Genomic DNA, 23,641 nt, shown 5'->3' with positions numbered 1-23,641 from the left:
TCCAGAGACCAGGAAAAAGCTTCGGGTTCGAGTGGAGAACGTACTGGTTCGCAGTACGAACCACAACCAATGAGAGTTTCAAGAACTACAGATCTTTGTTAAGCAACTACAGAGAAATGTTCAGCGGATTTCTGACAGATCCCTGATAGTTCTGGCAGCGAACTTTCCCGGTTTTCCGTGGTACGCTGCGCGCGTGGCTAAGCGTGAAGACGGCGGGATGGGGCTGGTGGCGGCGCTGGTGCGCTCCTCGTTCCTGGTGCATGCCGTGTATGCCCAGGCGGCCCGCGACGACGGCCTCACCCCGCAGCAGGGTCAGTTGCTGTGTGTCCTGATGGCCCAGCCCTACGGCATGGGCGAGCTGTGCTCGATGCTGGGCCTGGCCAAGTCGAGCCTGACCGGTCTGGTGGACCGTACGGAGAACAACGGCCTGGTACGGCGTGAGCCGGACCCGCGGGACAGCCGCGCGGTGCGGGTGGCGCTCACCCCGCGGGGCGCGCGGCTCGCCGACCGCTTCTACACCGAGGCCTGCCGGCGCATCGAGGAGCTGCCGGCCGGCCTGGATCCGGCCGAGCGCGACACGCTGGCCGGTCTGCTCGGCCGGATCGTGCTGGACCACAAGGTGCCGGCGGTCTTCGCCGAGCCGGACCAGGCCTCCCCCGGCGGCTGAGCGGGCGTCAGGCGGCGACGAGCCGCTGGGTGTAGGCGAGGGCCGCCGGCTCGAACTGGAGCGCGGCGTGCGAGCCGGCCCCGTGGACGTCCCGCCAGATGCGCTGCATGGCGTGGGAGGTGGCCTGCCCCCGGGTGCCGGTCACCCGGAAGAGCCGGTCCACCGCGCCGACGAGGAGTTCCACCGCGAGCGTGCTGTCGCGGTGGCTGCGCACGGCCACCCCGTCCTCCCGGAGCAGGCCCCGGTCGGCGGTGTCGGCGACCCGGGCCAGCAGCAGCGCCGCCGCGTCGATCTCCCCCGCCGCGCGGGCGAGGGCGATCCGGTGCGACTCGCGGGCCGCCGCGCGTGCCCCGCTGGGCTGCTGGGCGAGATGCTCCTCGACCAGGCGCAGGGCCTGCCGGGCCGCGCCGAGGATCGGCGCCGCGAACGTGAGTCCGTTCACCGCGAACAGCGGCGCGGAATGCACGGCGGACACGGCGTCCGCACCGGAAAGCGATCCGGATTCGGCGCCGGAAAGCGGACCGGTGGCCGAGCCCGAAGGCGTAGCGGAAAGCGACGCGGAGGCCGGTCCGGAAAATGATCCCGCGCCTGCCGAGGAAGGCGTGCCGGAATTCGGCCGTATATGCGAGCCGTCCGCGCCATCGTGTCCGGAATTCGCCGCGGGCACGGGCAGGTTCCCCTGCCGCATGTCGTCCCAGAGGAACGACCGGTACTCCGGTACGAACGCCTCCTCCACGACCAGGGTGTGGCTGCCGGTGGCGCGCATGCCGAGCGTCGACCAGGTCTCCCGGTACGTGAAGGAGTCCCGGGGCACGGCGAACACCCTGATGGTGCGGTCGCCCTCGCGCGGGGGCGCCGAGCTGACCAGCGCCCAGTCGGCGAACTCGACGCCGCTGACGTACAGCCAGCTGCCCGAGATCCGCCAGCCGCCGTCCACGGGCTCGGCCTCGACGCCGGCCGCGACCATCGAGCTGACCAGCCGGGTGTCCGGCCCCTTGGCCCAGACCTCCCGCTGTCCCTCCTCGGGCAGGTAGGCGCTGAAACGCCCGTTGTACGCCCAGAGCGAGGCGATCCAGGCGGCGGAGGTGCAGCCCTCCCCGATCGCCGCCACCGCGTCCGTCATCCGCGTGAAGGTGGCCCCGGCACCGCCCTGCCCGACGGGTGCGAACCCCGCGGTGAAGCCGGCCTCGGCCAGGGCGCGCACCGTGGCGTCGGCGAGCCTGCCGCCGGTGTCCGCCTCGGCCGCGTGCCGGGCGGCCGTGTCGGCCGCGGTCTGCAGCGCCCGCGCGTCCGGCCAGGTTGCTGTGGTGGTCACGACCGCTCCCGGATGTACTCGATCTCGCCGAAGTACAGCTCGACCTCGACGGACAGCTCGTCCAGCGGGGACGGCTCCTGCGGCCTGCTCACGAAGGCGCGGAAGCTCTCCTCGTCCCGCCACTGGGCGTACTTGACGACGTGTTCGCCGGACAGGCCCCGGTGCACGGCGTGCGAGACGTACCCCGGGGTGTCGGCCAGCTCCGGCGGATCGAAGGTCATCTCTTTCAGGACCTCGGCCTGGTCCTCGGGAGCCGACTTGACGACGACCACCACGGTGTACCAGGGCTGGTCCAGCGAGATCCGGGGCGCCGGGTCCCAGGTGTGGACGACCTCGCAGGCGATGCTGTCCAGCCGGGACACGGCGAGGGCGCTGCCGAGCCGGCCCCGCGTGGCCTGCTCGCTCATGAAGGCGTCGTAGGCGGCGCGGCTCTCCCACTGGGCGTAGTTGACCACCGAGGCGCCGTCGAAGCCGCGGTGGAAGTTGCCCGAGACCAGACCCGGCTGGGTGTGCGCCGGCGGCAGGCTGCGCCACTGGTCGAACAGCAGCTGCTGCGCCTCGGGGCCGTCGGTGTGAAAGATGTTGAACAGCGTGAAGTAGCCGTCCTCCACCCTGATGGAACTCATGTGCTCTCCCTAGTCGAGCGCCGCGTGGGTGTACCGGGAACCGGGGTGAGTGAGCGCCGGGCGGTCCCCGCGGCCGAAGAACTTGTGGCGCAGCGTGCCGTCGGCGTACTGCGTCTTGTAGGCGCCGCGGCGCTGGAGTTCGGGCACGATGAGGTCGACGAAGTCCTCGTAGGTCGAGGGCGTGACCACATGGCCCAGGTTCAGTCCGTCCGCGCCGGTCTCCTCGATCCACTGCTGGATCTCGTCGGCGACCTTGTCCGGTGCGCCGACGATCACCGGCGGATGGCCGAGCGCGAGCCGCTCCAGCAGGTCGCGCACGGTCCAGTCGCCCTGGCCGAGGGTCTCGGCGATGGACTGCACGGCGTGGTTGGGCACCACCCGCACCGGGTCGTCGAGGCCGTACGGGGACAGGTCGAAGCCGAGCCAGCCGGAGAACAGCGCGAGCATGCCCTCGGGGTCGATGTGGCTGCGGTACTCGTCGTACTTGGCCCGGGCCTCGGCCTCCGTCTCGCCGGTGATGACCGTGCACCCGCTGAACACCTTGATGTCGTGCGGGTCGCGGCCCGCCGCGGCGACCCGGCCGCGCAGGTCCTCGACCTGCTTGCGGAGCATCGCCGCCTCCGGCGCCACCGCGAACACGGCCTCGGCGTGCCGCGCGGCGAAGTCCTTGCCGCGGTGCGAGGTGCCGGCCTGGAACAGCAGGGGGGTGCGCTGTGGGGACGGCTCGCACAGGTGGATGCCCGGCACCGTGAACCAGCGGCCTTCGTGGGCGATCGGGTGGATCTTCGCGGGGTCCGCGTAGTGGTCGTCGGCCCGGACCGCGTCGTCCTCCCAGGAGCCCTGCCACAGCTTGTAGACGACTTCCAGGTACTCGTCCGCGATGTCGTACCGCTCGTCGTGTCCGACCTGCCGGTCGAGGCCGATGTTGCGGGCGGCGCTGTCCAGGTAGGAGGTGACGATGTTCCAGGCGACGCGGCCACCGGTGAGGTGGTCCAGCGTCGACATGCGGCGGGCGAACGGGTAGGGGTGCTCGTACGACGTGGAGGCGGTGACCGCGATCCCGAGGTGCCGCGTGACGTGCGCGATCGCGGAGACCAGCATCATGGGGTCGTTCACCGGGACCTGGGCGCCTCCGCGCAGCGCCGCGTCGGGGGTGCCCGCGTACACGTCGTACGCGCCGAGCACGTCCGCGATGAACAGCCCGTCGAACAGGCCGCGTTCCAGCGTCCTGGCCAGGTCGGTCCAGTAACTCAGGTCCTTGTACCGGCGGCCCTGGCTCGCCGGGTGGCGCCAGGTGCCCGGCGACAGGTGTGTCGGGGTGTTCATGGCGAAGGCGGTGACGCGTATCTGCTTGTCCATGGGGAGACCTCGGCGGGCGGGGGGATCAGGCGGCGTACGGGCGGAGGGTGCGGGCGTCCTTGAGCGCGGCCGCCCACCACTGGAGCTTTTCGAGCATGACCTTGGCCGGGACGGCCGCGTCGGGGGCGCGCAGGACGCCGTCCTCGCCGACGTGCTGCCAGACGCCGTGGAAGCTGACGGTGTCCCGGATGGTGGCGGCGTGCAGCTCGGCGAAGACCTGGCGCAGCTGCTCCACGGCGCGCAGACCGCCGGAGAGGCCGCCGTAGGAGACGAAGCCGATCGGCTTGGCCTGCCACGGGGTGCGGTGCCAGTCGATCAGGTTCTTCATCGGGGCGGTGAAGCTGTGGTTGTACTCCGGGGTGATGACGACGAACGCGTCCGCCGACTCCAGGCGTGCCCCGACCGCGGCGAGCAGCTCGGCCGACTCGGACCCGGGGTCCTGGGTCAGGGACAGCGGCAGTTCGACGCCGGCCAGGTCCAGGACGTCGACGTCGAACATGGCACAGGACTCGGCCTCCGCGACGAACCAGCGCGCGACGGCCGGGCCGGTGCGGCCCTCACGGGAGGAACCGATGATCACGGTCAGCTGAAGGTTTTCCTCGGACATGATTTTCCTTCCTGCGCGCCAGGAACCGGGCACGGCGAGGGAAACGGAAAGACGCGGGACGGCCGGGGCGGGGGCCGGCCGAGGGCGGCCGGTGAGCCGGACGAGAGGGGGTGGCGGGCCGGGGCGGGCCGGGTGCGGGGCGCGGTGTGGGCGCCCCGCACCCGCGGGTGACGGGCCCGGTCAGGCGTCAGGGGCGGCCGCCGTGACGGATGGCGCGCATCTGCGCCGCCCACACGTCGGCGTCCGCGGCACGCTGCCGGAAGGACTCCGCCGACCCCTTGTGGGTGAAGACGTGCAGCCGGTTCTCCTCGATGCCGGCGAGGGCGGCCCGCGCCACGTCCTCCGGCTCCAGCACCTCGGAGTTCTTCTTCAGCTGGGCCAGCTGCTCGTTGCTGCTGACGCTGGCGGCCAGCATCGGGGTGTTGACCGCCTGGGGCAGCAGGCACGACACGCCGATGCCCCGGTCGCCGTACTCCACGGCGAGGTACTCGGCGAACGCCACGGCGCCCTGCTTGGCGACCACGTAGGGCGCCGCGCCGAACGCGGTGAGGACACCGCACGCGGCGATCGTCTGGACGAGATGGCCCCGGCCGGCCTCCAGCATGGCCGGGAGCACCGCACGCGCGGCGTACACGTGCGACATCATGTTGACGATCATCGCGCGCTTCCAGTCCTCGTCCGGTGCGTCGTAGCTGCCCGTGACGGTGAGTCCGGCGTTGGAGACGAAGATGTCCACCTGGCCGAACCGTTCCCGGGCGCGGGCCACGAGGGCCTGCACGGACGCCTCCTCGCCGACGTCGGCCTGGACGGCCAGCGCCGCGCTGCCGATGCCGGCGGCCACCTTCTCGGCGCCCTCGGCGTCGAGGTCGGAGACGACCACGCCCCGGGCGCCGGCGAGGGCGAGCTGCTCCGCGATCGCCTTGCCGATACCGCTCGCGGCACCGGTGACGACGGCCACGCTGCCTTCGATCCTCATGTCACAGGCTCCCGAACGGGTTGGTGATGATGTAGCGCCACTCGCCGCGGGCGTTGCGCCGCAGGACGTCCAGCCCGCGTCCGGTGCCGGTCATCTCGGGCGAGCCGGGCACCTCGATGCTCCAGTCGACGACGAGCGCGGCGGTGTCGCCGACGACGTAGCTCTCGCGGACCTCGGCGGACAGCTTCGGCTCCCGCTTGAGGAACTCCTCGACGGCCGCCCGGTGTTCGGCACCGCTGACCGCCTTGCCGGGCTCCCAGACGGCCGCGGCGCCGGGCGCGTAGACCGCCATGATCGCGTCGATGTCGCGGGCGGCGTAGGCGTCCAGGTACCGCTGGTTCATCTCGGCCGGGTCGGCGGGCTCCGCGGGCTCCGGGGCCGGGCCGGCCAGGTGCAGCTGGCGCACCTCCAGCTCCTTGGCCAGGTACTCGTCCCGGCCGGCCAGGAACTCCTTCATGTACGGCTGCGCCAGGTGGCGGGCCAGGTCCTTGCGCGTCGCCCAGATCTCGTAGAAGACGAAGAGGTGGGGGTCGCCCGCGTCCTGGTTGATCCAGCTGCCCAGGCAGCCTTCCTCGGCACGGGACCGCTCGGCGAAGGAGACGAGCAGGTCACGCAGCTCCTCCGCCTTCTCCGGCTTGGCGTGGGCGTAACCCACCGCCGACTGAATCTCGTTGTGCATGCGGGGCTCCTCAGCGCAGAAGGGTGCCGCCGGTGGCGTCGACGAACGCCCCGGTGATCCAGCGGGCCTCGTCGGAGGCGACGAACGCGACGATGTCGGCGACCTCGGACACCTCGCCGACCCGGTTGAACACCGACAGGGCGGCCATCTGCTTGACCGCCTCGGGGTCCTCGAACACCGGGTCGCCGTTGTTGGTGATGCCGGGGGCCACCGTGTTGATGGTGATGTTCCGCGGCGCCAGGACCGGGGCCATGTGCAGCGTGATCTGCTCCAGGGCGGCCTTGCTCATCGCGTAGGCGATCTGGATCGGGAACGCGGAGTGCGTGACGCCGGAGGAGACGTTGACGATGTGGCCGCCGTCGGGGATCAGGTCCAGTGCCTTCTGGATGAGCAGGAACGGCGCCTTGGCGTTGATGTTGTAGCAGTTGTCGAGGATCTCCTCGGTGACCGAGTGGGGGCCGGTCCCGGCGAAGCCGGTGGCGGCTGCGTTGTTCACGAGGATGTCCAGCGTCCGGGAGCCGGTGTGCTCGACCAGCCCGGCCTCCACGCCGGCCAGCAGCTGCTCCACCGCGCCGGGCTTGCCCAGTTCGGCCTGCACGGTGAAGGCACGGCCGCCCGCCTCCTCGATGAGGGCCACCGTCTCCTTCGCCGCGGCCTCGTTGGCCGAGTAGTTCACCGCGACGAGCGCCCCGTCCTGGGCCAGCCGGAGCGCGATGCCGCGCCCGATGCCCCGGCTGGCGCCGGTGACGAGTGCCGTCTTGTTCTTCAGCCTGCTCATGGAAAGCCCTTCGTGATTCAGGGTGAGTTGGGGGGTGAAACGGGGTTCGGAGAACCGGGGTACGGGACGCGGCAGGTCACTGGCCGCGGTGCCGGGCGACGGCCTCGCGGACCGCCGGGACGATCTGGCCGGCCCAGCGGCCGAGGGAGGCCATGTCCGGGGTGCCGCCGCGGGGCGAGAAGAGCATGAAGCCGCCCGCGTCGTGTTCGAGGACCGCTCCGGTCAGCTCCTCCACCCACTGCTCGACGCTGCCGCCGATCCAGCGGCCGTCCGGGTCGCGGGTGACGGACAGCGGCCGGTCGGTGATCCGGCCGGGGAAGTTGAAGATGGTGCGGACCTCGCGCGGGTCGCGGCCCACGGCCTTGGCCGCCTCGTCGATGACGGGCCGGGAGGCCCGGTAGCGCGGGCTGAGCCAGTCCGCGGCGTGGCCGGGGATCCAGCCGTCGGCCACCCGGCCGGTGGCGGCCAGGGACTTGCGGCCCACCGACCCGGTCCACACCGGCGGCGCGGGCACCGGGGCGGGCTCGATCTGCCGCACGTGGTAGTGGCGGCCCTCGAAGGTGACCGGCGGGCCGCCGCCGCACAGCTTCCGGATGAGGACGACCGCCTCCTCGAAGGCCTCGACGGCCTCACCCGGGGTGAGCGGCTCCCGGCCCATGTCGGCGATCCGCTCCCACAGCCCGCCGGCGCCGAAGCCGAGCACGACACGGCCGCCGGAGAGCGCGGACAGCGTGGTCACGGTGCGCGCCAGCATGGCCGGGGGCCGCAGCGGCACATTGCTCACGTTCGCGAACCCGGCCAGCCGCTGGGTGCGGCCGAGGACGAACCCGACGGTGGCGTACGCGTCGAGGCGCTGGCCGATGTAGGGGTGGTCGGAGAGGGAGAAGAGGTCGAGCCCCTCGCGGTCGGCCAGCCGGGCCATGTCGAGCAGCTCCGGCCCCTGGTCGATGGTGCTGTGCGCACCGAAGCCGAAGACGACTTCGCGGGTAGACACAATGCTGTCCTTCGTCTGTGTGGTTCTCAGCCGGCCGTGGCGGCGGTGGCGTGGAAGGTGTAGCGGCGGCCCGGTCCGGCCTCGGCCTGCCCCATGTACTCCAGGAGCGGCTCGATCTCCGCCTTGATGTGCACCAGCGCCTCCGCCTCCGAGGCCCACTCGGACAACAGGAAGATGCCCGAGTCGTCCGCCGATACGTGGAAGTTGGCGGCGATGGCCCCGGGGTAGGCGCGGTCCTCGCCGATGGTCTCCTCCTCGGTGCCGAGCAGGCCGTCGACCCAGGCGCGGGCCGTCTGGCCGTCGTTCATCGAGAAGAACGCGGCCGGGTAGCACCCGACGGGCGGCAGCGGATCGGGCAGTACGGCCGGCTGCACCCGCCGGTACAGCTCGAACACCCGGGGCTCGCCGGGGGTGTAGCCCAGCGCCCGCCAGTCGGGCCGCAGGGCGTCGAACGCCGCCGGCAGGTCGTCGCCGTGCCCGGCGCGCGCCGACCACTGCGAGTAGACCAGCAGCGACGTGTCGTCGGTGCCGGTGAACAGGGACACGGCCAGCAGGCCCGCCGGCCACTCGGCGGAGTCCCAGTGCCGCAGGACCGCGGCGGTGGCGGCCCGCAGCTTCTCGGGGTCGCCGTCGACGACCTCCTCGACCAGCGCTGCGGTGGCGTCGGGACGGCCGAGGACCGGCCGGGTGTCGGATGTGCGGGGCATGGTGGGCTCCTGGGGTTCCAAGGGCGTCACTCGGCCTTGCGGCCGATGACCAGGACGTCGTCGTGCAGGCCGTCGACCTCGACGGTCTCCGGCCAGAAGCCCGCCTCGCGCAGCCAGCCGTGGAGTTCGTCGGCGGTGTACTCGTGGCCGCCGCGGGACCAGACGAGCATGGTGAGACCGGCCAGCGCGCCGTGCATCGACGGCTGCTGCCCGCCGGCCATCGGGTCGTAGACGAAGACGGCGCCGCCGGGCTTCAGCGCGTCGTAGGCCCGCTTCAGCAGCGTCACGCGGTCGTCGACGCCCCAGTTGTGCAGCACGTGGCCGAAGACCAGGACGTCGGCCGCGGGCAGGTCGTCCTTGAAGAAGTCGCCGCCGTGGAAGGTGATCGGCGCCGGGGTGTCGCCGAGGCGGTCCATGTGCCGGCGAAAGGCCGGCTCCAGGGGCGGCAGGTCGAAGACGGCGCCCTTGAGGTGGGGGTTGTGGGTGACGATCTGGTGCGCGAAGTTGCCGCGGGCGCCACCGATGTCGACGAAGGAGGTGTAGCCGCTCCAGTCGAAGCGGCTCAGGGCCGCCGCGATCGGCGCGTTGAGCAGGTCCATGCTGTCCAGGAAGCCGTCGGTGGCGTCGGCGTCCGCGTACAGGGTGTCGTACGGGTTGCCCTCCACGGCGGCCCGGTTCTGCGGCCGGCCGGTGCGCAGCGAGTCGGCCAGGCCGTTCCACGCCGGGTTCAGCTCCTGCTCGCAGAAGTGCAGGTAGCCGCCGAGGTAGGCGGGCCGGCCGCGGACCAGGAAGGCGTCGGCGACGGCGGAGTTGGTGAACGTGCCGTCCGCCGACTCCAGCAGCCCGAGGTGGGCGAGGCCGGCGAGCAGGTCGTTGGTGGGGCGCTCCACCAGGCCGATCCGCCCGGCCAGTTCGGCGGAGGTCGCCGCTCCCTTGGACAGTTCGGTGAAGATGTCGTGCTCGACGGCTGCCAGCAGCATGCGCGACTGCCAGGCGCCGAGGATCAGCCCCATGATCGGGCCGGGGTTCGGGGCGCTCTCGTGCGCTACGTCGGCCATGGTCGGTATGCCTCCGTGGTGGTGAAGGTGGAGTGGTGGGCGTGGGGGGTGGGGGTGAGCTGTGGGGGGCGAAGGGCGTGCGTGGGGTGGTGAACGGGTCGGAGTGCGGGTCACCGCCCGCTGCGGGCCGGGCGGTGTGCCAGGGCGGCGGCGAGGCCCAGGGCCCCTACGGCCGTGATGAGGGCCAGGGCGGGGCGGGGGCCGTCGCCGTGGGTCAGGAGCAGCGCCACCAGGGGCAGCAGCACCGCGGCGCCGAGCTGGACGCACGTCTGGTACAACGACACCGCCGCGCCCCGGTCGGCGGCCTCGAAGCCCGCCGTCGCCTGCGCGTTCAGGGCGACGAACGCGCAGCAGAAGCCCGCCTCGACCAGCAGCAGGACCGGCAGCGTGCCGACGGCGTACGGGCTGCCGTCCGGCCGGGCCAGACAGAGGCCGTAGCCGAGGAGCGGGAAGAGCGCGCCGGCGGCGATGAGCCGGCGGGTGCCGTACCGGGCGATGAACCGGCCCGCGAAGGGGACGGTCAGCGCCAGCGGGACGCACGCGGGCAGCAGGGCGAGGGCGGTCCGCCAGGCGCTCCAGCCAAAGTCGTCGTGCATCTGGAAGACCATCAGCACCAGCAGGGCCTGGTAGGTGCCGTTGAGCGAGGCGGCGCCCAGCGCGGAGCGCAGCAGCGCCCCCTGCTTCAGCAGCGCCGGGCGCGGCGGCCCGGGCGGGGTGCCGCCCCGCCCGCGCGGCAGGACGAACAGCCCGCACACCAGCAGCACCAGGGCGACGGGCGCGGGGAAGACGAACACCCAGCGCCAGTCGCTCGCCAGCAGCGCACCGGCGAGCAGCAGGCCGGCGGTGAAGCCGGCCGCGCCGGACAGCGAGTAGACCGACAGCGCCCGCCGCCGCTCGGGACCCTCGGGGAACAGGTCGTTGATGAGGGCGAGGCCCATCGGTGCGGTCAGGGCCGCGCAGCAGCCCTTGACCACCCGGACGGCCACCAGGAGCGCCGGGCCGTCGACGACGCCGCCCGCGAGGGAGGCGAGGACGAACAGCAGCATGGCGCCCAGGTAGGCGCGCCGCCGCCCGATGCGGGCGCACAGGGCCGGGCCGAGCAGCAGCAGCGCGGCGAAGCCGAGCGCGAAGCCGCTCATCAGCCACTGGGCGCCCCAGGGCGTGAGGCCGTACCGGGCGGCGACGGCGGGCAGGGCGATCAGCACGACGGACACCTCGACGGCGTCCAGCAGCATGTTGCCGGACAGCACCAGCAGCCTGGTCCACTGCCGTGCCGTCCAGCCGGCCCGCACCGCGGGCGGGTCGAGGAGGGCGCCGGTCACCAGGGCAGCACCTGCCCCTCGGGGGTGCCGTCCTCGCCGAGGAAGGCGGCGGTCGGCCCGTCGTCGCCGAGGGTCGCCAGCAGCACGGGGATGCGTGCGCCCTGCTGCGGGGTGAGCACGCCGTGGTGCCCGTTGATGTCGGTGGCGACGAATCCCGGCGAGGCCGCGTTGACGAGGATGCCGGTGCCGCGCAGTTCGTTGGCGTACGTCAGGGTGACCGCGTTGAGCGCGCTCTTGGAGGTGGCGTACGACAGCATGACGGGGAACTCGCCCGGCGGGTGCACGCCCGTCGGGTCGTGGTTCGCGGCCGCCGCCGACAGGGAGCCGATGGCGCTGCTGACGTTGACGATCCGGGCGGAACCGGCCCGGCGCAGCAGGGGCAGCAGCGCGTTGGTGACGGTGATGACGCCGAACACGTTGGTCTCGTAGACCGTGCGCACCTGCTCGGTGGGGGTCTCGCTGGGCGGCTGCATGGGGCCGCCGATGCCGGCGTTGTTGACCAGGACGTGCAGGACGCCTGCCTCCTCGTGCAGCCGTTCGGCGGCGAGGGCGACGCTCTTGTCGTCGGTGACGTCGAGGTGCAGGAACCGCACGTCGAGGCCGTCGGCGCGCAGGTCGCTCTCGGCGGCGCGGCCACGCTGCTCGTCGCGGGCGCCGAGGTAGACGACCAGGCCGCGCTCGGCGAGCTGCCGGACGATCTCGCGGCCGATGCCCTTGTTGCCGCCGGTGACGACGGCGTAGCGGGGGGTCTTGGCGGACATGACTCCCTCTCACGGGTGGAAACGGGTGCGGGTGGCTCAGCTGAGGGTGCCGCCGGTGGCGTCGATGAAGGCGCCCGTGATCCAGCGGGCCTCGTCGGTGGTGAGGAAGGTGATGACGTCGGCGACGTCACCGGCCTCGCCGACCCGGTTGAAGGCCGACAGCTGGGCCATCGCCTTGACGGCCTCGGGGTTGTCGAAGAGGGCGCTGCCGTTGTCCGTGATGCCCGGCGCCACGCTGTTGATGGTGATGCCGCGCGGGGCGAGGATCCGCGCCAGGTGGAAGGTGAGCTGCTCGATCGCGCCCTTGGTCATGGCGTACGCCAGCTGGTCGGGGACGGCGGTGCGGGTGACGCCCGAGGTGATGTTCACGATGCGCCCGCCGCTGGGCATCTGCCCGATCGCGCGCTGCACGAGGAAGTACGGCGCCTTGGCGTTCACGGCGAAGTAGCGGTCGAACTCCTCGGGGGTGAGGTCCTCCGGCGCCGCGCCCGTCGAGGTGACGGCCGCGTTGTTGACCAGGATGTCCAGGCGGGTGTCGCCGGTGCGCTCCTTCAGGCCGCGTTCGAGGCCGAGGAAGAGTTCGTGCACGTCGCCGGGGACGCCGAGTTCGGCGCGGACGGTGAAGGCGCTGCCGCCTTCCTTCTCGATGAGTTCGACGGTCTCCTCGGCCGCCGCCTGGTTGGCCGTGTAGTGCACCGCGACCAGCGCGCCCTCGCGGGCGAGCCGGATCGCCGTCGCCCTGCCGATGCCGCGGCTGGAACCGGTCACGAGGGCGGTCTTGTCGGTGAGCCTGTCCACGGTTGACCTTCCGGATGGGTGGGTGTGCGAGGGGTGCGGGCGGAGGGGCCGGGCCCGGCCGCCGGTGTGCGGCGCGGGCTCGGCCGGCCGGTCGGGCCGGGGCTGTTCCGTGACGTCGAGGCCGCTGATCGCGCGGGCGAGGTGGCGGCGGACGCCGGCGAACTCCAGCAGCTCGCCGAAGACGTCACGGAGCGCGGTGACCTCCTCGGTGCCGAACAGCAGGTGGGCCTGGGCCCGGATGTGGGCGAGGGTGCGCGCGCCGACCGGGTGCCGCTCGGCGTGATAGGTGTCGAGCAGTGCGAGCCGGGCCTGCCCGGTGGCCACCCGGGCGAGCTTCCAGCCGAGGTTGGCCGCGTCCTGCAGGCCGAGGTTGACGGCCTGTCCGCCGACCGGCATCTGCTGGTGCGCGGCGTCACCGGCGAGCAGCACCCGGCCGCGCCGGTACTCGGTGACCTGCCGGGAGGCGTTGTCGAACCGGTTGAGCCACAGGGCCCGTCCGTGACCGATGTCCTCGCCGGTCACGGCCGCCCACGCGGTGACGACCTGCTCGAAGGTCACCTCGCCGGCGGGCTGTTCGCCGAACCGGTGCACCATCAGCCGGGTGGTGCCGTCGGGCCTGCGGTAGGCGGTGGCGATGCCGTCGGGGAACCGCTGCAGGCGCCGGTTGTCCAGCTCGACGCCCGCGATGTCGGCGCGCAGCATCACCTTGTCCGCCTCGTGCCCGGCGAGTTCGAAGCCGGCGAGGTCGCGCACGGTGCTGCGTTCGCCGTCGCAGCCGGCCAGGTAGCCGGCCGTGAGGGTGTACCGGGTGCCGTCCGGCCGGCGCACCTCGGCGCGGACGCCGTCGCCGGACTGCGACAGCCCGGTGAGGGTGTGGCCGCGCCGGATGTCGGCGCCCAGGTCGCGGGCGTGGCGTTCGAGTTCGGCCTCCAGGTGGTACTGCAGGCACTCCCACTGCCCGGCGTACGGGTGGTCCGGGGCGGCGTCGGCCAGGTCCAGACGCAGCCCGCCGAAGTGGCCGGCGCCCACGGGCGGCAGCTCGCCGAGCTTCGGCAGGAAGCCCCGGTCGGCGAAGATCTCCATGGTCCTGGCGTGCAGGACGGAGGCCCGCGACTCTCCGGTCGGCTCGGGAAGCCGTTCCAGTACGACGGTGTGGGCGCCCTCGGCGCGCAGCTCGGCCGCGAGGAACAGCCCCACGGGTCCGGCGCCGACGACGAGGACGTCCGCGTCGGGTGTCTGCCGTGCCATCAGCGCCGTCCCAGGCCCGGCCCGAACCAGCGGGTCAGGGCGGAGTTCAGGTCGCGGTGGCTGCCGGGTGCGGCCCAGGCGACGTAGCCGTCGGGGCGCAGCAGCACCGCGGCGGTGCCGGCCAGCGGGCTGTCCTCGGGCAGCGCGCCGGGGGTGGCGGTGACGACGTCGACGCGGTCGCGCCAGGCGTGCGCGCGGCGGCGCAGCACGGCGTTGTCCTCCAGGTCGAGGAGCACCCCGCGCCCGGTGCGCAGCAGCGCGGTGCTGCTGGTCGGCCCGCTCGCCGTCGTCACCGGCAGGTGCGGCATGCGCCGGCCGAGCAGCGGGTGGGTGCCGCCGCCGACGTCGTAGCGGATGTCCAGGCCGCTGACCTTGGCCGCGAGGTGCCGGGTGACCTCGGGGTAGGCGATCAGCTCGGCCAGCACGTCACGCAGCGGCTGGGCCTCCTCGCCGCCCAGCACCAGCAGGCTCTGGGCGCGGGTGTTGGCGAGCAGGGCGCGGCCCACCTCGTGGCGTTCGCCGTGGTAGGTGTCGAGCAGCTCCTCGGGGGTGTCCCCGCGCAGCACCGCCGCGAGTTTCCAGCCGAGGTTGTGCGCGTCCTGGACGCTGGTGTTCATGCCCTGCCCGCCCGCGGGCAGGTGCACGTGCGCGGAGTCGCCGGCGAGCAGGACCCGGCCGCGCCGGTACTCGGTGACCTGCCGGGTGGCGTTGCCGAAGGCGCTGACCCAGACGGGCTCCGCGTGCGAGACGTCCTCGCCCGTGAGCCGCTTCCACAGGTCGGCGACCTCGGCGAAGGCGGGCGGCTCGGTGCGCCGGCGGGGCGGTATGCCGTGCTCGCCGACGATGAGCCGGTGGATGCCGCCGGCCAGCTTGGCGACCATCACGAACCCGCCGCCGACGTGCTGGCCGGTCATGCGCGGCTCCAGGTCGACTCCGCGCACGTCGGCCAGCAACATCTCGGTGGTGGCGGCGGTGCCGGGGAAGTCGAACCCCGCCGCCTTGCGCACAGAGCTGCGCCCGCCGTCGCAGCCGACGAGGTAGCGGGTGTGGATCCGCTCCTCGCCGCCCGGGTGACGGACCGTCACGGTCAGTCCGTCGCCCGTGTCCTCGTACGACACGAACTCGTGTCCGCGCCGGATGTCGGCGCCGAGGTCGCGCGCCCAGGACTCCAGGGCCTCCTCGGTCACCGACTGCGGGACCGTGCGGGCGGCCTCGTGGGCCCGCCCGAGGACACTCATGTCCAGCGGCACGCCGCCGAAGTGCCCCATGCCGCTCGTCTCGTAGGGGCCGAGCCTGCCCAGGAGTCCGCGCTGGTCGAACACCTCCATGGTGCCGATGGTCAGGCCGATCCCCCGTGACTCGCCGGTGCGGCGGGGATGGCGTTCCAGCACGGTGACGTCGGTTCCGGCGAGCCGGAGTTCCCCGGCGAGCATCAGCCCGGCGGGTCCCGCTCCAACAACGACCACCGAAGCGTCCATGAACCTCTCCTTCTCAGAGCAAGTAGCGGGGCCGCGGACAGCGGCAGTCCCGCGTCGCCGTCGTACAGGCACGCCACCGGCAGCGTGCGCAGCGTGATGCGCGGTTCCACGGCGACGGCCAGGGCGGCGGCAGCAGCGTGATGCGGCCCGACCAGGACGTCGCGGACGATCCAGCCGGGCGGGCCGGGCGGGGCGTCGGCGTCGGTGCCGAGCCCCAGGTAGTCCAGGGCCGGGCCACGGACCAGGCCGGTGCCCAGGCCCTTGAGGTAGGCCTCCTTGCGGGTCCACAGCTGCGCGAAGGCCGCCGGTCGCCGCGGTTCGGGGAGGGCGAGGAGTTCCCGCCACTCCGCCGGGTGCAGCGCGGGTCCCACCACCCGCACCGCCTCGATCGTCGGCGTGCGCTGCACGTCAACGCCGACGGCCGAGGCGGCCGTGCCGATGAGGATCAGCCCGTGACTGTGCGAGAGCGAGAAGTGCACCGGCACCGGCGGGTGCCGCAGCACGGGCCTGCTGGTACGGGGGGAGAGCAGCGGGCCGGGCTCGCGGCCCAGCCGCAGCGACTCCGGCGGGCAGCCCGTGGTCGCCGCGAGGATCCGGCGCAGGGCGATGTGCGCCGACAGGTACTGCACCCGGTCCGCGGGCCGCACGAACAGCGCGGCCCGGCGCACCTCCGTGTCGTCCAGCTCGCGCACCGCCAGCCGGGCTGCCGCGGCACTGTCCGGGGACGGTGAGCGCAGCAGCCACAGCGAGAGTTCCGGTGCCTCGCGGAGCACCGGGACCAGGGGACGACGCGGGGAGCCGGCCGTCCGACCGGCGCCGTCCGGTTCAGCGCCGCGCCTCGGCATGGGCCTTCGCGTGGCCGAGCGTGGCCCTGCTGTTGGTGCTCAGCGCGTCCCGCACATAGGCGCGGGCGTCGGCGACGGTGGCGTCCTCGCCGAGGACACGGGCGATGTTGGCGGTGTTGAGGGTCACGGTGTGCTGGGAGGACGCCGTGACGCCGGTGTCGGTCTCGGTGAACGTCCAGTAGCCGGTGTGCAGCGTCATCAGCGCCGGGAGGGTCACCTGCTTGTAGGCGATCTTGTGGTGCGGGAACGTCACCCGGTACGACTTCGTGGTGTGGACGGAGCCGTCGCGGGCGCGGGTGTCCATCTCCAGGGTCTGCAGGCCGGGGGTGTCCTCGGTCAGCCGTACCGAGGCGACGTGCGGCAGCCGCTCGGCCCACAGGTCGGCCTCGTTGATGAAGTCGTAGACGTCCTTGGCGGATCCGGCGATCTCGACGGAGTCCTCGAAGGAGAACGTCAGGTCGGCCTCGGCGTGGGCGCGTTCGACGTTGGTGCGCAGGGCGGCCAGCTCGGAGCGCGAGTTGCGGTCGACGGCCTCGTCGATCCAGGCGAGTCCGGCGGGGTCGTCGTCCACCGCCCGGTAGTCGTGCAGCAGCCGGATCCGGCACTCGTCCGCCGACAGCGGCTCGATGATCCAGGCCCCGCCCATGGCCGCCACCGGCGGGGTGGACACCTCCTGCCGGAAGTCGATCCGCAGGGTGTCCGGGTCCAGGGTGCGGCGCGACGCCCAGTTCTTCGGCTCGCCGTTGGCGGTGGCCCAGATCCGTATGCGCTCGTCGCGCTCGCCGCGCTCCACGTGCTCGACGTGGATGGTCGGCGGGAAGATCCGCGGCCAGTTCTCCACCTCGGCGATCAGCCGGTACACCGTCTCGGCCGGGGCCTTCGCGGTGATCTCGTGTTCGACCTCACGGATGGTCATGATCAGCTCTCCTCGAGGCCGGGATCAGAAGTTGCCGAGTCCGCCGCAGACGTTGAGCGCCTGCGCCGTGATGGAGGCCGCCGTGTCGGACGCCAGGTAGCCGACGAGACCGGCCACCTCCTCGGGGGTGGAGTAACGGCCGAGCGGGATCTTCGCCTGGAACTTCTCCAGGATGGCGTCCTCGGTCGTGTCGTAGGCGGCCGCGTAGCCCTGGCGCACGCGCTGGGCCATGGGGGTCTCGACGTAGCCCGGGCAGACGGCGTTGACGGTGATGCCGGTGGGCGCGAGTTCGTTGCCGAGCGCCTTGGTGAAGCCGACGACGCCGTGCTTGGACGCCGAGTACGGCGCACCGAGCACCACGCCCTGCTTGCCGGCGGTCGAGGCGATGTTGATGATCCGGCCGCGGCTCTTGTGCCGCATCCCTCCGGTGTTGAGCACCTCGCGGGTCACGCGGAAGACGCTGGTGAGGTTGGTCTCGACGACGTCCGCCCACAGTTCGTCGTCGATGTCGGCGGTGACGCCGCCGCCGCTGCGGCCCGCGTTGTTGACCAGCACGTCGATGGTGCCGAAGGTGTCGACCGCGGCCTGGACGAAGGCGCGGACCTCGTCGCCGGAGCGGACGTCGACGGTGGCGCCGTCCACCTCCAGGCCCTCGGCCTGCAGGTCCTTCACGGTCGCCGCGACGTTGTCGGCGTTGCGGGCGCCGATGAACACCCGGTGGCCCTGCTGGGCCAGCAGCCGGGCGCTGGCGAGGCCGATCCCGCTGGTGGCTCCCGTGACGAGAGCGACCCGCTTTTCCTGCTCTGACATGTCTGTCGTCTCCAGTGGTCGGTTGGGGGCTTGGGGAACGCGTCCGCCGGGCGGCGGCGGGGCACCGCCCGGCGGGAGGGACGGATCAGACCAGGGCGGCGAGACCGGCGTTGACGGTGTCGATCAGCAGGCGCGGGGTGTTCGCGATGCTCAGCACCTCCTCGTCGAGCGAGATGCCGTACTCGCGCTCTATGCGGCCGCCGGTCTCCAGCAGGGCCAGCGACTCGTAGCCCAGCTCCTCGAACTCGGTGTCGAGGATGTCTCCGTCCAGGTTGTAGGACTCGTCGTCGCCCGCCGCCTCGATGAGGATGCGGCGGAGGTCGTCGAGGGTGAATACCTGCTCGGCCATGACGGTTGTTCCTTTTCGGTTCGGCTTCGGCTTCCGGCACGGCCTGGCGCCGGAACCCGAAGCGGCTTCGGCTTCCGGTGGGTGCCGGCCCGGCCGCGGTGGGGGGTCCGGGCCGGCGCGCTGTGGGGGGGTGTGGTCCGACGCGCGGGGCTCGGGGCCGGCGCGCGGCGGGAGTTGCGGTACGGGCGCACCGGTGCGGTGCGCGACGGGCCCCGGGGCCTGTGCACGGCAGGCCCCGGGGCCGACGCCCGGCGGGAGTTGCGGTCCGGGCGCTCCCGTCCGGCGCGCCACGGGCCCCGGAGCCTGTGCACGGCAGGCCTCGGGGCGGACGCGCGGCCGGTCTCCCGGTCGGCGCGCGGCGGGAGTCGGGGTCCGGGCGCTCCCGTCCGGTGCGCGACGGGCCCCGGGGCCTGTGCACGGCAGGCCCCGGGGCCGGCGCGCGGTCGGTCTCCCGGTCGACGCCCGGCGGGAGTCGGAGTCCGGGCGCTCCCGTCCGGTGCGCCACGGGCCCCGGAGCCTGTGCACGGCAGGCCCCGGGGCCGGCGCGCGGTCGGTCTCCCGGTCGGCGCGCGGGTGGGTTGCCGGGCCGGCGGGCCCGGTGGTGAGGGTGTGTCCCGGCCGGCGCGTGCCGCGGGTCTCCGGGGCGGGGCGGCCGGTCAGTCGGCCGCGCGGACGACCAGCGCCGAGTTGAAGCCCCCCTGGCCGCGGGCCACGACCAGCGCGGTGCGCACCTCGGTGGTCCGCGGGTGGCCGGCGACGAGGTCCAGGCCGTACCGCTCGGCCGGCTCGGTGTTCATGGTGGGCGGGATCAGGCCTTCCTCCATCGCGAGGAGGACGGTGGCGACGTCGAGCGCGCCCGCCGCCGAGTACAGGGCCCCGGTCATCGTCTTGGGGACGGTGACGGCCACCTGACCCGTGCCGAAGACCTCGTTCAGGGCCTCCGCCTCGATCCGGTCCAGCTCCGGGACGGCCGCGCCGTCGGCGAAGACGACGTCCACGTCACGGGCCTCGACACCGGCGTCGGCCAGCGCGGTCTCGATCGCCTTGCGCAGCGTGGACGGACGCCCGCTGCCCGGCTTCGGGTCGAACGTCGCGCCGTACCCCGCGATCTCGCCGTACACCTTCGCGCCGCGGGCACGGGCGGCCTCCTTGCCCTCCAGGACCAGGAGGGCACCGCCCTCGCCGGGCACATGGCCCGACGCCCGGTCGTCGAAGGGCACGTAGGCGCCGGCCGGGTCCTCGCTCGTGGTGACCCGGCCGCTGGTCATCTGGGCCACCCAGCCCCACGGGCACAGCGAGGCGTCGACGGCCCCGGAGACGACCAGCGGCGTGCCCTTGCGGACCTGGCGGCGGGCCTGCGCGAGGCAGTCCAGGCCGCCGGCCTGCTCGCTGACGACGACGCCGCTCGGGCCCTTCATGCCGTGCCGGATGGAGATCTGGCCGCTGTTGACGGCGTAGAACCAGGCGAAGGACTGGTAGGCGCTGACGTACTCGCTGCCCTGGCTCCACAGCCGCTCCAGCTCGCGCTGGCCGAACTCGAAGCCGCCCGAGGCGCTGGAGGTGACCACGCCCATGTCGAAGGCGGGCAGCTCCTGCGGGCGCACCCCGGCGTCCTCCAGCGCCCAGTCGGCGGCGACGAGCGCGAGCCGGGTCATGCGGTCGGTCTGCGGCAGCAGCTTGCTCGGCAGGTACTCCTCGGCCTCGAACCCGTGGATCTCGCCCGCGAGCCGGGCCGGGTACTGGGTCGGGTCGAACCGGGTCAGCCGGCCGATGCCGCTCTTGCCGACACGGGCCGCGGACCAGTACTCCTCGGCGCCGAGGCCGTTGGGCGCGACCACGCCCAGGCCGGTCACCACGACTGAGGTGCTCATGCGGCGGTCCTTTCCGGGCGGGCCAGCACCATGGCGCTCTGGAAGCCTCCGAAGCCGCTGCCGACGGTCAGCACGGCGTCCGTCCGGTGTTCGCGGGCGGTGAGAGGCACATAGTCGAGATCGCATTCGGGATCGGGGGCGTGCAGGTTCGCCGTGGGCGGCACCACGTGATGCGTCATGGCCAGCGTCGAGGCGGCGATCTCGATGGCTCCGATGGCACCGAGGGAGTGGCCGACCATCGACTTGATGGAGCTGACCGGCGTCCGGTAGGCGTGCTCGCCCAGGCTCTTCTTGAACGCGGCGGTCTCGTGCCGGTCGTTCTGCTTGGTGCCCGAGCCGTGCGCGTTGACGTAGTCGATGTCCTCCGGGTTCAGCCGCGCCTCGTCGAGCGAGACCCGGATGGCCTCGGCCATCTCGGCGCCGTCGGGGCGGAGCCCGGTCATGTGGTAGGCGTTGCTGCGGGTCGCGTAGCCGGCGATCTCCGCGTAGATGCGGGCGCCCCGCCGGCGGGCGCTCTCCAGCTCCTCCAGGACGAAGAAGGCGGAGCCCTCGCCGAGCACGAACCCGTTGCGGGTGCTGTCGAACGGCCGGGAGGCGCGCTCGGGTTCGTCGTGGCGCGGGGTGGTCGCCCGGATCGCGTCGAAGCACGCCATCGTGATCGGCGAGATCGGGGCGTCGGTGGCGCCCGCGACCATGACGTCCGCGGTCCCCTCGCGGATCAGCTCGACGGCGTAGCCGACGGAGTCGATGCCGGAGGTGCAGCCGGTGGACACCACCGCGTTGGCGCCCTCCGCCCCGACGGCCCAGGCCACTTCGGCGGCGAAGGAGCTGGGCACCAGGTAGTTGTGCAGGTGCGGGACGGCGTAGTGGTGGTCGACGAGGTTCAGCCGGCCGCCGTCGCTGACGACCCGGTACTCCTGGTCGAGGCCCATGGTGGCGCCGACCGCGGTGCCGACGGTGACGCCGACCCGGTGTGCCTCGTGGTCCGTCAGGTCGAGGCCGCTGTCGGCGACGGCGCCGCGGGCCGCGACGACGGCGAACTGGCCCGCGCGGTCCATCCGGCGGATCTCCTGCGGGCTCAGTCCGTGCGCCTCCGGATCGAAGTCGATCTCGGCGGCGACCCGGGAGCGGAACGGCGAGGGGTCGAAGAAGGTGATCCCGCGGGTCGCCGTACGGCCCTCGCTCAGCAGGGACCAGAACGCGTCGGTGCCCACCCCGCCGGGGGCGAGCACCTCCAGGCCCGTGATGACAACGCGCCGGCCGGTCACGAGCCCGCCTCCCAGTGGTAGAAGCGGGTCGCCATGGCATCGGCCGGCGAGCGCCAGGTCGCCGGGTCGTACGCCTCGATGAACGGCTTCAGGTCTTCGCTGATCCGTATGAAGCGCGGGTCGGTCTTGGCTTCCTCGATCTGCTGTCCACCGTTGTCCGTGTCGAAGTCCTGGAGGTGGAAGTACAGACCGCGGTAGTGGAAGAGCTGACGCCGGCGGGTGCCCATCAGGTGCGGCATTTCCGTGGCGTCGAACGCCCTGAAGAGTTCGGCCACCTGGGCGCCCGAGGCGGGCTCCATCCTGGCCACGATCAGGTTGCTGTGCATGCGATTCTTCTCCAAGTGGTCCGGTCCCGAAAAGGGCGCGAAAGGCCGTGGGGCGGAGAAAGGTTTCTGGCTCGGAAGGATCCGAAGAAAGGATGAGCGGGCGTCCAGCCGAAAACGTCGGCGACAAAGCTCCGGACTCTGACATCCATCTTCTTCGGCAACTCCCCCGATTTCAAGGCTGATCGGGGGGCTTTACGTCAAATCCGCGTCCAGAACTACAGAGGAGTCACTGCGGGGGGTTACCGTGCTTCCGCGAGGGCAGGTCCGCGTGCTTGGCGCGCAGCATCTCCAGCGAACGGATCAGCACCGCGCGGGTCTCGCGGGGGTCGATGACGTCGTCGATCAGCCCGCGCTCGGCCGCGTAGTAGGGGTGCATCAGCTCGCTCTTGTACTCCTTGATGCGCTGTCGGCGCACCGCCTCCGGGTCCTCCGCGGCGTTGATCTCGCGGCGGAAGATGACGTTGGCGGCGCCCTCGGCGCCCATCACCGCGATCTCGTTGGTCGGCCAGGCGAGGGCCAGGTCGGCGCCGATGGACCGGGAGTCCATGACGATGTACGCGCCGCCGTACGCCTTGCGCAGCACCAGCGAGATACGCGGCACGGTGGCGTTGCAGTAGGCGTACAGCAGCTTGGCGCCGCGCCGGATGATGCCGTCGTGCTCCTGGTCCACGCCGGGCAGGAAGCCGGGGACGTCGACCAGGGTGACGAGCGGGATGTTGAAGGCGTCGCAGAACTGCACGAAGCGGGCGCCCTTCTCCGAGGCCTCGATGTCCAGCACGCCGGCCATGGCGGCGGGCTGGTTGGCGACGATGCCGACGACGTGCCCGTCGAGCCGGGCGAACGCGCACACGATGTTCGTCGCCCACAGCGGGTGCACCTCGAAGAACTCGCCGTCGTCGACGACCTCCTCGATGACCGCGCGGATGTCGTACGACTGCCCGGCGGCGGCCGGGACGAGGTCCAGCAGCGCGTCGTTGACCCGGTCGACGGGGTCGCCGGACCGCTCGACGGGCGCCAGCTCACGGTTGTTGGCGGGCAGCAGCGACAGCAGGTAGCGGACGTCCTCCAGGCACTCCTCCTCGGTGTCGTAGGCGAAGTGGGAGACGCCCGAGGTGGTGGAGTGGACGTCGGCCCCGCCGAGCCCGTTCTGGGTGATCTCCTCGCCGGTGACGGCCTTGACGACGTCGGGCCCGGTGATGAACATCTGGCTGGTCTCGCGGACCATGAAGACGAAGTCGGTCAGCGCGGGCGAGTAGGCGGCGCCGCCCGCGCACGGGCCGAGCATCACGGAGATCTGCGGGATGACGCCGGAGGAGCGGGTGTTGCGCTGGAAGATGCCGCCGTACCCGGCGAGCGCGGTGACGCCCTCCTGGATCCGGGCGCCGGCGCCGTCGTTGAGCGAGACCAGCGGGGCGCCCGCCGCCTCGGCCAGGTCCATGATCTTGTGGATCTTCTGGGCGTGGGCCTCGCCGAGCGCGCCGCCGAAGATGCGGAAGTCGTGGGCGTAGACGAAGACGGTGCGGCCGTGCACGGTGCCCCAGCCGGTCACCACGCCGTCGCTGTACGGCTTCTTGTCCTCCAGTCCGAAGCCGGTGGCCCGGTGCCGGCGCAGCGGCTCCACCTCGTTGAACGAGCCCTTGTCCAGCAGCAGGGCGATCCGCTCGTGCGCCGTCAGCTTGCCCTTGTTGTGCTGGCGCTCGGTGGCCGCCGGGTCGGGGCCGAGCCGCGCTGCCTCCTTGATCTCGGTCAGCTCGTCGATCCGGGCCTGGATCGAGTCGTGCGGTGTGGCCATGGTGTCTCCCACCTCCGTGGGTCGGTCGGATTCCTCCGTGGGTCGTGGGATTCCCCGAGGGTTCTCTCGTGGTTCGGGGCCGGGCTGGCTG

23 protein-coding genes are annotated in these 23,641 nt (G+C 72.6%); 1 reads left to right on the top strand and 22 read right to left on the bottom strand.

The features are described 5' to 3' along the window. Positions 1–217: 217 nt before the first annotated feature. On the top strand, positions 218–667 hold the full coding sequence (locus IE308_RS22975; protein WP_110627851.1) for a MarR family winged helix-turn-helix transcriptional regulator: 450 nt from the start codon (positions 218–220) through the stop codon (positions 665–667). A 7-nt stretch (positions 668–674) separates the two neighbouring features. On the opposite strand, the gene IE308_RS22970 is transcribed toward IE308_RS22975, so the two are convergent. From IE308_RS22970 to IE308_RS22865, 22 genes are all read right to left on the bottom strand, one after another. Further along, positions 675–1,982, bottom strand: a complete 1,308-nt coding sequence (locus IE308_RS22970) for an acyl-CoA dehydrogenase family protein (RefSeq protein WP_190219355.1) — start codon at positions 1,980–1,982, stop codon at positions 675–677. Next, on the bottom strand, positions 1,979–2,608 hold the full coding sequence (locus IE308_RS22965; protein WP_110627853.1) for an antibiotic biosynthesis monooxygenase: 630 nt from the start codon (positions 2,606–2,608) through the stop codon (positions 1,979–1,981). Before IE308_RS22965 ends, IE308_RS22970 begins: the two co-directional genes overlap by 4 nt. A 9-nt stretch (positions 2,609–2,617) precedes the next feature. After that, entirely contained in the window at positions 2,618–3,967 is a 1,350-nt protein-coding gene (locus tag IE308_RS22960; RefSeq protein WP_190219354.1) for an LLM class flavin-dependent oxidoreductase, read from the bottom strand. Between the two features lie 25 nt (positions 3,968–3,992). After that, positions 3,993–4,574, bottom strand: a complete 582-nt coding sequence (locus tag IE308_RS22955) for an NADPH-dependent FMN reductase (protein WP_110627855.1) — start codon at positions 4,572–4,574, stop codon at positions 3,993–3,995. Between the two features lie 187 nt (positions 4,575–4,761). Further along, entirely contained in the window at positions 4,762–5,550 is a 789-nt protein-coding gene (locus IE308_RS22950) for an SDR family oxidoreductase (protein ID WP_110627856.1), read from the bottom strand. Between the two features lies 1 nt (position 5,551). After that, positions 5,552–6,229, bottom strand: coding sequence for an antibiotic biosynthesis monooxygenase (locus IE308_RS22945; RefSeq protein WP_190219353.1), 678 nt, complete (start codon positions 6,227–6,229; stop codon positions 5,552–5,554). A 10-nt stretch (positions 6,230–6,239) separates the two neighbouring features. After that, a complete protein-coding gene (locus IE308_RS22940; protein ID WP_110627858.1) occupies positions 6,240–7,007 on the bottom strand; it encodes an SDR family NAD(P)-dependent oxidoreductase in 768 nt (255 codons plus the stop codon). 76 nt (positions 7,008–7,083) lie between these two features. Continuing rightward, positions 7,084–8,001 (bottom strand): LLM class flavin-dependent oxidoreductase, encoded by a 918-nt coding sequence (locus IE308_RS22935; RefSeq protein WP_110627859.1) that lies wholly within the window; start codon positions 7,999–8,001, stop codon positions 7,084–7,086. Positions 8,002–8,027: 26 nt separating this feature from the next. Next, positions 8,028–8,708 (bottom strand): hypothetical protein, encoded by a 681-nt coding sequence (locus IE308_RS22930; RefSeq protein ID WP_190219352.1) that lies wholly within the window; start codon positions 8,706–8,708, stop codon positions 8,028–8,030. A gap of 26 nt (positions 8,709–8,734) precedes the next feature. Next, positions 8,735–9,766: a methyltransferase gene (locus IE308_RS22925; protein WP_190219351.1), complete on the bottom strand. Its 1,032-nt coding sequence runs from the start codon at positions 9,764–9,766 to the stop codon at positions 8,735–8,737. 110 nt (positions 9,767–9,876) lie between these two features. After that, positions 9,877–11,088, bottom strand: coding sequence for an MFS transporter (locus tag IE308_RS22920; RefSeq protein WP_190219350.1), 1,212 nt, complete (start codon positions 11,086–11,088; stop codon positions 9,877–9,879). Next, positions 11,085–11,849 carry an SDR family oxidoreductase gene (locus IE308_RS22915; protein WP_110627862.1) on the bottom strand — a complete coding sequence of 255 codons (765 nt, stop codon included), beginning with the start codon at positions 11,847–11,849 and terminating at the stop codon, positions 11,085–11,087. The genes IE308_RS22920 and IE308_RS22915 overlap by 4 nt, the downstream gene beginning before the upstream one ends. Positions 11,850–11,885: 36 nt before the next feature. Next, positions 11,886–13,895, bottom strand: a complete 2,010-nt coding sequence (locus IE308_RS22910; RefSeq protein WP_190219349.1) for an SDR family oxidoreductase — start codon at positions 13,893–13,895, stop codon at positions 11,886–11,888. After that, the gene (locus IE308_RS22905; protein WP_190219348.1) at positions 13,895–15,373 is read right to left on the bottom strand and encodes an FAD-dependent monooxygenase; all 1,479 of its coding nucleotides are present in this window, start codon (positions 15,371–15,373) and stop codon (positions 13,895–13,897) included. The genes IE308_RS22910 and IE308_RS22905 overlap by 1 nt, the downstream gene beginning before the upstream one ends. Then, positions 15,328–16,146, bottom strand: coding sequence for a 4'-phosphopantetheinyl transferase family protein (locus IE308_RS22900; protein ID WP_229909001.1), 819 nt, complete (start codon positions 16,144–16,146; stop codon positions 15,328–15,330). Before IE308_RS22900 ends, IE308_RS22905 begins: the two co-directional genes overlap by 46 nt. A 52-nt stretch (positions 16,147–16,198) precedes the next feature. Then, positions 16,199–17,134 (bottom strand): aromatase/cyclase, encoded by a 936-nt coding sequence (locus IE308_RS22895; RefSeq protein WP_190219347.1) that lies wholly within the window; start codon positions 17,132–17,134, stop codon positions 16,199–16,201. Positions 17,135–17,158: 24 nt separating this feature from the next. Then, positions 17,159–17,944 carry a 3-oxoacyl-ACP reductase FabG gene (gene fabG, locus IE308_RS22890; RefSeq protein ID WP_110627866.1) on the bottom strand — a complete coding sequence of 262 codons (786 nt, stop codon included), beginning with the start codon at positions 17,942–17,944 and terminating at the stop codon, positions 17,159–17,161. Positions 17,945–18,029: 85 nt separating this feature from the next. Next, a complete protein-coding gene (locus tag IE308_RS22885; protein ID WP_110627867.1) occupies positions 18,030–18,293 on the bottom strand; it encodes an acyl carrier protein in 264 nt (87 codons plus the stop codon). A 656-nt stretch (positions 18,294–18,949) separates the two neighbouring features. Beyond that, positions 18,950–20,164 carry a ketosynthase chain-length factor gene (locus IE308_RS22880; RefSeq protein WP_110627868.1) on the bottom strand — a complete coding sequence of 405 codons (1,215 nt, stop codon included), beginning with the start codon at positions 20,162–20,164 and terminating at the stop codon, positions 18,950–18,952. Next, the gene (locus tag IE308_RS22875; RefSeq protein WP_110627869.1) at positions 20,161–21,432 is read right to left on the bottom strand and encodes a beta-ketoacyl-[acyl-carrier-protein] synthase family protein; all 1,272 of its coding nucleotides are present in this window, start codon (positions 21,430–21,432) and stop codon (positions 20,161–20,163) included. Before IE308_RS22875 ends, IE308_RS22880 begins: the two co-directional genes overlap by 4 nt. Continuing rightward, positions 21,429–21,758, bottom strand: coding sequence for a TcmI family type II polyketide cyclase (locus tag IE308_RS22870; protein WP_110627870.1), 330 nt, complete (start codon positions 21,756–21,758; stop codon positions 21,429–21,431). Before IE308_RS22870 ends, IE308_RS22875 begins: the two co-directional genes overlap by 4 nt. Positions 21,759–21,984: 226 nt before the next feature. Further along, positions 21,985–23,550, bottom strand: coding sequence for an acyl-CoA carboxylase subunit beta (locus tag IE308_RS22865; RefSeq protein WP_190219346.1), 1,566 nt, complete (start codon positions 23,548–23,550; stop codon positions 21,985–21,987). Between the last annotated feature and the right edge of the window lie 91 nt (positions 23,551–23,641).

This window comes from Streptomyces griseosporeus, from assembly GCF_014656055.1.
GTDB classification, from domain to species: Bacteria; Actinomycetota; Actinomycetes; order Streptomycetales; family Streptomycetaceae; genus Streptomyces; species Streptomyces griseosporeus.
Note: the sequence above shows the minus strand (reverse complement) of the source record. Positions and strands in the feature narration are given on the sequence as shown.